We start from the raw sequence: 8,048 nt of genomic DNA on the forward strand, positions 1-8,048 counted from the left end.
GCCGCGAGCGTTCAATCTGTGCTATAATCAGTCTCTTCAGTTCAATCGTGTTTAGGTTATTAAGACACCCTAAACTCTGCTCGGCAATCGTTAGTTACATCTTTGATGTCTTACTGACTAACTTGTTATGCTGATTATCTTGTTGACTATCAGACTGACTCCACAAGCACCCAAACGAATTGCTTGATTCAGTTGTTAAAGAGCGGTTGGTTAAGATCTTTCGTCTCAACCGAGGCGCGCATTCTACAGCAGCCTCATTTGCTGTCAAGTGATTATTTTCAGAAGTTTTCAAAGTTTCCTTTGTAACTTCAACCACTTGCGCTTCCGATCTCTCGTTAGCGGGAGGCGAATTCTACAGCGTTACACGCTGCTGTCAACACCTCTTTTTCTCCGCTTTCGACCGAGAAGATCGAACCGTTAATAGGGCCAAACAACACTGCCTTACTAACTCCTTCTGGGCTTCGATGATCTGAAGCAGCTCGCTGTCGAAACCTACATAACTCTTTGTTTACCAAGGAGTTTTCCGCTTCGACTGCGCCGGAAGTGGGGCGAATTATAGACAGATATAAAACGCCGTCAACAGTTAATTTCAGGTTTATTCGGATTTAAGCGCAATACGCGCAAATGCCTTCTTGCCGGCCTGGCAAACGTGGGTCGCGCCCAGTTCGTATATAAAGGTGCGATCGACAACCTCACCATCTATACGTACACCGCCAGACCCCAGAAGGTCGCGCGCCACCGCCGAGTTCTTCACCAGGCCCGCCTTATTAAGGACGGCAGCGATCGGCATTGCCTCGCCAGCAGTCAATTCAATCTCAGGCAGATCATCCGGCAGCTCGCCATCCTTCATACGGTTACCCGCAGCACGGTGAGCACTGGCCGCAGCCTCTTCACCATGGAAGCGCGCAACAATCTCTTCAGCCAGCTTGATCTTCACATCCCGCGGGTTAGCCCCAGCTTCCACTTCAGCACGCAATGCATTGATCTCATCCATCGAGCGGAAACTCAACAGTTCGAAGTAACGCCACATCAGCGCATCCGGAATCGAAACCAGCTTGCCGTACATCACACCCGGCGCTTCCTGGATACCGACATAGTTACCCAGGGACTTGGACATCTTCTTGACGCCATCCAGCCCTTCCAGCAACGGCATCGTCAGAATGCACTGAGCCTCTTGCCCATACGCACGCTGCAGCTCACGCCCCATCAGCAGGTTGAACTTCTGATCAGTACCGCCCAGCTCGACATCGGCACGCAACGCCACCGAGTCATACCCTTGAACCAATGGGTACAGGAACTCATGGATAGCGATCGGCTGATTAGTGGAGTAGCGCTTATCGAAGTCATCGCGCTCGAGCATGCGAGCAACGGTGTACTGGGACGTAAGACGAATGAAATCCGCCGGCCCCATCTGATCCATCCAGGTGGAGTTGAAGGCCACCTCGGTCTTGGCCGGATCAAGAATCTTGAAGACCTGGGTCTTGTAGGTCTCGGCGTTATCGAGAACCTGCTCACGGGTCAGCGGCGGACGCGTAGCGCTCTTGCCGCTCGGATCGCCGATCATCCCGGTGAAGTCACCTATAAGGAAGATCACCTGATGCCCCAGTTCCTGGAACTGGCGCAGCTTATTAATAAGCACCGTATGCCCAAGGTGCAGATCCGGCGCCGTCGGATCAAAGCCGGCCTTAATACGCAGGGGCTGGCCACGCTTGAGCTTTTCGATCAGCTCAGCTTCGACCAACAGTTCTTCCGCACCACGTTTGATCAGCGCTAGCTGCTCTTCAACCGACTTCATAACAGACCCGCAAGGCTCAGATTCAAAAGGGAACCAACCATACAAGATCAGGGACTAATTACAAGTTTTGCCCTGCGCACGGACACCGTTCAGCAAGCCCAGCGTTCGCAAGCTTGCACCACAGATGATTTGGTTATATTTTATACAGTTATTTCATCTTCATCATGTCATTCATCTTTTCCAATTCATCTTTTCAAAGTCAAAATTACTTATGACCACAGAACCGTCTAAAGCGCCGCCGCTTTACCCGAAGACCCACCTGCTCGCCGCAAGTGGGATCGCCGCCCTTCTGAGCCTGGCACTCCTGGTATTTCCTTCCAGCGACGTAGAAGCCAAACGAACGACCCTAAGCCTTGACCTTGAAAGTCCGGTTGAGCAACTGACACAAGATCAAGACGCTTCCGACGCACTTCAAGCCACAAATGGCGCAGCCGAATCGCCGTTTGCCCAGATCGAAAGCAGCGCCGAAGACACCAAGGAAACCGCGCAGGCCGAACCTGCGGTAGTAGAGGCACCCAAGAACCCGCTGCACCGGGAAGTCATTGTTGCCAAGGGCGACACCCTTTCGACCCTGTTCGAAAAGGTCGGCCTCCCCGCCGCGACGGTCAACGATGTACTGGCAAGCGACAAGCAGGCCAAGCAATTCACCCAACTCAAGCATGGCCAGAAGCTTGAATTCGAACTGGCGCCCGACGGCCAGTTGACCAACCTGCACAGCAACGTCAGCGACCTGGAAAGCATCACCCTGACCAAAGGCGCCAAGGGCTTTGCGTTCAACCGCATCACCACCAAGCCGGTCATGCGCTCCGCCTATGTACACGGCGTGATCAACAGCTCGCTGTCGCAGTCCGCCGCCCGCGCCGGCCTGTCCCACAGCATGACCATGGACATGGCCAGCGTGTTTGGCTACGACATCGACTTCGCCCAGGACATTCGCCAGGGTGACGAATTCGACGTGATCTACGAACAGAAGGTCGCCAACGGCAAGGTCGTCGGCACCGGCAACATCCTCTCTGCGCGATTTACCAACCGTGGCAAGACCTACACCGCCGTGCGCTACACCAACAAACAAGGCAACAGCAGCTACTACACCGCCGATGGCAACAGCATGCGCAAGGCGTTCATCCGTACCCCGGTTGACTTCGCCCGTATTAGCTCGCGTTTCTCGATGGGTCGCAAGCATCCAATTCTGAACAAAATTCGCGCTCACAAAGGCGTCGACTACGCCGCCCCGCGTGGCACGCCGATCAAGGCTGCCGGTGACGGCAAGGTCTTGCTGGCCGGTCGCCGTGGCGGCTACGGCAACACCGTGATCATCCAGCACGGGGCCACCTACCGTACGCTGTATGGCCATATGCAAGGTTTCGCCAAGGGCATCCAGACCGGCGGCAACGTCAAGCAGGGCCAGGTGATCGGTTACATCGGCACTACCGGGCTGTCCACCGGCCCGCACTTGCACTACGAGTTCCAGGTCAACGGCGTGCACGTCGACCCACTGGGCCAGAAGCTGCCAATGGCCGACCCGATCGCCAAGGCCGAGCGCGCTCGCTTCCTGCAGCAGAGCCAGCCATTGATGGCCCGCATGGACCAGGAGCGCTCTACTCTCCTGGCTTCGGCGAAGCGCTAAGCCATGTCGCTCTATATAGGTGTGATGTCCGGGACCAGCCTTGATGGCCTGGACATTGCGCTGATCGAGCAAGGCCCGGCGATCAAGCTGATCGCCACCCACTACATCCCCATGCCTGAATCCCTGCGTTCCGAGCTGCTTGGCCTGTGCGCCAGCGGCCCGGACGAGATTGCCCGTTCGGCGCTCGCGCAGCAGAACTGGGTGACGCTTGCCGCCCAAGGTATTCACGCCCTACTCGATCAGCAGAACCTCAAGCCCCAGGACATTCGAGCGATTGGCAGCCACGGCCAAACCATTCGTCACGAACCTGCACGGGGTTTTACCGTGCAGATCGGCAACCCGGCGCTGCTCACCGAATTGACGGGAATCACCGTCGTCAGTGATTTCCGTAGCCGCGATGTCGCCGCCGGAGGCCAAGGCGCCCCGCTGGTGCCTGCATTTCATGAGGCACTGTTTGGCGAGCGTACGGGCAACCGCGCCGTACTGAATGTGGGCGGCTTCAGCAACCTCAGCCTGATCGAGACCGGCAAACCGGTCGCGGGCTTCGACTGCGGCCCGGGGAATGTCCTGCTGGATGCCTGGATTCACCAGCAACGCGGCGAGAACTTCGACCGCGATGGCCAGTGGGCTGCCAGCGGGAAGGTTGAACCCCAGCTACTCAAGGCATTGCTCAGCGATCCGTTCTTTGTGACCAAGGGGCCAAAAAGCACCGGTCGCGAAGTCTTCAACCTGGGATGGCTTGAGCATCACCTGGGACGATTGCCGCCATTCGCAGCCCAGGACGTGCAAGCCACATTGCTCGAGCTGACTGCCCTGACCATCGTCGAATCCCTGCAAACCGCCCAACCACAGACCGAAACCCTGCTGGTCTGCGGCGGCGGCGCCCACAACGCAACCTTGATGAGCCGCCTGAGCGCCCTGCTGCCGGCGACCCAGGTCAGCAGCACCGCCACCTGCGGCGTAGACCCTGACTGGGTCGAAGCCATGGCGTTCGCCTGGCTGGCCCATTGCTGTCTGGAAGGCATCGCCGCCAACCGCCCCAGCGTCACCGGCGCCCGCGGCCTTCGTGTACTCGGCGCGATCTACCCCGCCTGAATCCCACACAGCAAAACGCCGCTTGGCCCTATCAAGGCCAAGCGGCGTTTTTATATCCGCTGTCGATCAGATCGAGAACGAAGACCCACAACCACAAGTGGTGGTGGCATTCGGGTTCTTGATCACGAAGCGCGAACCTTCCAGACCTTCCTGATAGTCCACCTCGGCTCCTGCCAGGTACTGGAAGCTCATCGGATCGACAACCAGGCTGACGCCCTCGCGCTCAACGATGGTGTCGTCATCGGCCACGTCTTCATCGAAGGTAAAACCGTACTGAAACCCTGAACAACCGCCGCCCGTAACAAATACGCGCAGCTTCAAGCGATCATTACCCTCTTCATCGACCAGGCTCTTCACCTTGTGCGCAGCACCGTGGGTGAATTGCAAAGCCGTGGGGGTGAAGGATTCAACGCTCATGCTGATAATCTCCCGGCGTAGCGCCGCCATATGCGTGATGGCGGGCATTATCCGCTTCTCCTAGAAAAGCGGTCAACTATTGTTACGGTATATCAATCTGCGCAGCGGCCATTAAAAACACGAAAGGCCCGATCAACGGGCCTTTGCGCAACAGCAGAAAATTTACGGCAGCATGCCCGCGTGGGACAGGCCCAGCTTCTCATCCAGGCCAAACAGGATGTTCATGTTCTGCACAGCCTGGCCCGAAGCGCCCTTGACCAGGTTGTCGATGACCGACAATACCACCACCAGGTCACCATCCTGTGGACGATGCACTGCGATACGGCACACGTTGGCACCGCGCACGCTGCGGGTCTCCGGGTGGCTGCCCGCCGGCATCACATCGACGAACGGCTCATTGGCATAGCGCTTTTCAAACAGCGCCTGCAGGTCTACCGAGCGATCAACGACCGTCGCATACAGTGTGGAGTGGATCCCGCGGATCATCGGTGTCAGGTGCGGCACAAACGTCAGGCCGACATCCTTGCCCGCAGCACGACGCAGCCCCTGGCGAATTTCCGGCAAGTGACGATGGCCTTTGACTGCATAGGCTTTCATGCTTTCCGACGTCTCGGAGTAAAGCGAACCTACAGCGGCCCCACGACCAGCACCACTGACGCCCGACTTGCAGTCAGCAATCAGCCGCGATGCATCCGCCAGCCCGGCTTCCAGCAATGGCAGGAAACCCAACTGCGTAGCGGTCGGATAGCAACCCGGCACAGCGATCAGGCGTGCTTGCTTGATCTGCTCACGATTGACTTCCGGCAGGCCGTACACCGCCTCTTCCAGCAACTGCGGTGCACCGTGAGGCTGGCCGTACCACTTGGCCCACTCATCGGCGTCCTGCAGGCGGAAGTCTGCCGACAAGTCGATCACCTTGGTGCCGGCGGCCAGCAACTCGCCCGCCAGGGCATGGGCCACACCGTGAGGCGTGGCAAAGAACACCACATCACACGCGCCCAGGGTCTTGATATCCGGAACGCTGAACGCCAGGCCGTCATAGTGGCCTCGCAGGTTCGGGTACATATCGGCCACAGCCAGGCCGGCCTCGGATCGGGAAGTGATCACCACCACCTCAGCTTGCGGATGCTGAGCCAACAGACGCAGCAATTCGACACCGGTGTAACCCGTGCCGCCGACGATACCGACCTTGACCATAAACCTGCCCTCAACGAACCCACTGGAAAGCCGTCGATAATAGGGTTCGTATCGTCCTGCGACAACCTTCAACATGACGTGTAGACGCAAGAGCCACTACTATCTTCAGCTACCGTGAACCTGGGAATAACTAAAAATGCTTTATCTATGGGTCAAAGCCTTTCATATCGTCAGCATCGTCTGCTGGTTTGCCGCGCTGTTCTACCTTCCGCGCCTGTTCGTCTACCACGCCCAAAGCGAGGACACCATCAGCAAGGAACGCTTCAGCGTGATGGAGCGCAAGCTGTACCGCGGCATCATGGGCCCGGCGATGATCGCCAGCCTGGTGTTCGGCGGCTGGCTGATCTACCTCAACCCGGCCATCTTTCAATCCGGCGGGTGGATCCACGCCAAGTTGACTCTGGTAGTACTACTCATCGGCTACCACCATATGTGCGGCGCGCAGGTAAAACGTTTCGCCCGTGGCGAAAACACCCGCAGCCATGTCTTTTATCGCTGGTTCAATGAAGTGCCAGTTCTGATATTGCTGGCTATCGTAATTTTGGTCGTGGTCAAACCGTTCTAATCTCTATTACTCGGGGTACTTCCAATGTCGCTGCCCGCTTCGCTCGAACACAGTCTGCGCCTGCCCGTCGTGGCTGCGCCGATGTTTCTGATCTCCAACCCGCAACTGGTGCTGGCCTGCTGCCGCAACGGGATCGTCGGCAGCTTCCCTGCCCTCAACCAGCGGGAAAGCAGCGGCTTCAAGGCGTGGCTGGAAGAAATCGAAGCGGGCCTGGCGCTGCTGGATAACCCGGCGCCCTATGCGGTCAACCTGATCGTGCACAACAGTAACCCGCGGGTGGAAGCCGACCTGGCGATCTGCGTCGAGCACAAGGTGCCGATCGTCATCACCAGCCTGGGCGCGGTGAAAGAATTGGTAGACGCGGTGCATAGCTACGGCGGCCTGGTATTCCACGATGTCACGACCCGGCGCCACGCCGAAAAAGCCGCTGAAGCCGGCGTCGATGGCCTGATCGCCGTTGCGGCGGGCGCCGGTGGCCACGCCGGCACCTGGAGCCCGTTTTCGCTGATCGCAGAAATCCGTCAGTTCTTCGACAAAACCCTGCTGCTCGCCGGTTGCCTGAACCACGGCCACGAAATCCTCGCCGCGCAACTGCTCGGCGCCGACCTGGCCTATTTCGGCACGCGTTTTATCGGCACCACCGAAAGCCATGCCCCGGATGCCTATAAAGAGATGCTGCTCACATCGCGCGCCGCCGACATCGTGCACACTCCAGCCGTCTCCGGTGTTCCCGCAAGCTTCATGCGCCAGAGCCTGGAAAATGCCGGTTTCGACCTCGCCGCGCTGCAAGGCAAGGGTGAAGTCAATTTTGGCTCCAAGCTCAAGCCACTCAACGACGAAGCCAAAGCCTGGAAGACCGTGTGGTCCGCCGGCCAGGGCGTCGGAGAGATTGATGATTTGCCCAGCGTCGATGAACTCGTGGCCCGCCTGGATGCCGAATACCGCAAGGCGCTCGAGCATGCGGCACAATTGCCTGAACGCTGGCCACGCTGATCCGCGATTCAAAGCCTGCTGATCAAGGCAGGCCTCCCCATTCAAGTGACAAGGATGCCCGCATGAGCGACAACCGTTTCAAGATTGTGTTTGATGGCGCATTGCTCCCGGGTGTCGAAAGCACCACCGCCAAGCTGAACCTCGCCGAGTTGTTCAAAAGTGATGTCGACGCGATCGAAAAGCTTTTCACCGGCCGCCCGGTCGCGCTGAAACGCGACCTTTCCCGCGCCGATGCCGAGACCTATCTGCAAGCGCTGAAAAACGCCGGGGTGGATGCGCGGATAGAAGAAGAGCAGCCGGTCGCCTTCAGCCTTGCCGAAACCCATGAAACGGACTCCGGCAGCGCGACTGGCTACACC

At 58.2% G+C, this 8,048-nt stretch carries 7 protein-coding genes and 1 pseudogene; 5 read left to right on the forward strand and 3 right to left on the reverse strand.

Features of this window, described 5'->3' with window-relative positions; genetic code table 11:
- Positions 1-595: 595 nt before the first annotated feature.
- A complete protein-coding gene (gene tyrS / locus HX869_RS27020; RefSeq protein WP_178903926.1) occupies positions 596-1,795 on the reverse strand; it encodes a tyrosine--tRNA ligase in 1,200 nt (399 codons plus the stop codon).
- A 211-nt stretch (positions 1,796-2,006) separates the two neighbouring features.
- Between tyrS and HX869_RS27025 the strand changes: the two genes are divergently transcribed.
- Both HX869_RS27025 and HX869_RS27030 read left to right on the forward strand, forming a co-directional pair.
- A complete protein-coding gene (locus HX869_RS27025) occupies positions 2,007-3,422 on the forward strand; it encodes a peptidoglycan DD-metalloendopeptidase family protein (RefSeq protein WP_003210931.1) in 1,416 nt (471 codons plus the stop codon).
- 3 nt (positions 3,423-3,425) lie between these two features.
- A complete protein-coding gene (locus tag HX869_RS27030; RefSeq protein ID WP_008434463.1) occupies positions 3,426-4,517 on the forward strand; it encodes an anhydro-N-acetylmuramic acid kinase in 1,092 nt (363 codons plus the stop codon).
- 66 nt (positions 4,518-4,583) lie between these two features.
- Here HX869_RS27030 and erpA read toward each other — a convergent pair whose 3' ends face one another.
- Positions 4,584-4,934, reverse strand: coding sequence for an iron-sulfur cluster insertion protein ErpA (erpA, locus tag HX869_RS27035; protein WP_003176443.1), 351 nt, complete (start codon positions 4,932-4,934; stop codon positions 4,584-4,586).
- A 162-nt stretch (positions 4,935-5,096) separates the two neighbouring features.
- A complete protein-coding gene (argC, locus tag HX869_RS27040) occupies positions 5,097-6,131 on the reverse strand; it encodes an N-acetyl-gamma-glutamyl-phosphate reductase (protein ID WP_003210935.1) in 1,035 nt (344 codons plus the stop codon).
- A gap of 136 nt (positions 6,132-6,267) precedes the next feature.
- Here argC and hemJ point away from each other — a divergent pair, with 136 nt between their 5' ends.
- The 3 genes and pseudogenes from hemJ to HX869_RS27055 form a co-directional block, all read left to right on the forward strand.
- On the forward strand, positions 6,268-6,696 hold the full coding sequence (hemJ, locus tag HX869_RS27045; RefSeq protein ID WP_003210937.1) for a protoporphyrinogen oxidase HemJ: 429 nt from the start codon (positions 6,268-6,270) through the stop codon (positions 6,694-6,696).
- Positions 6,697-6,720: 24 nt separating this feature from the next.
- Positions 6,721-7,689, forward strand: coding sequence for a nitronate monooxygenase family protein (locus tag HX869_RS27050; protein WP_003210939.1), 969 nt, complete (start codon positions 6,721-6,723; stop codon positions 7,687-7,689).
- 62 nt (positions 7,690-7,751) lie between these two features.
- Positions 7,752-8,048: pseudogene (locus HX869_RS27055) on the forward strand (DUF805 domain-containing protein); the annotation flags it as partial.

The sequence above is a fragment of the Pseudomonas sp. P7779 genome (assembly GCF_013386315.1).
Taxonomy (GTDB): Bacteria; Pseudomonadota; Gammaproteobacteria; order Pseudomonadales; family Pseudomonadaceae; genus Aquipseudomonas.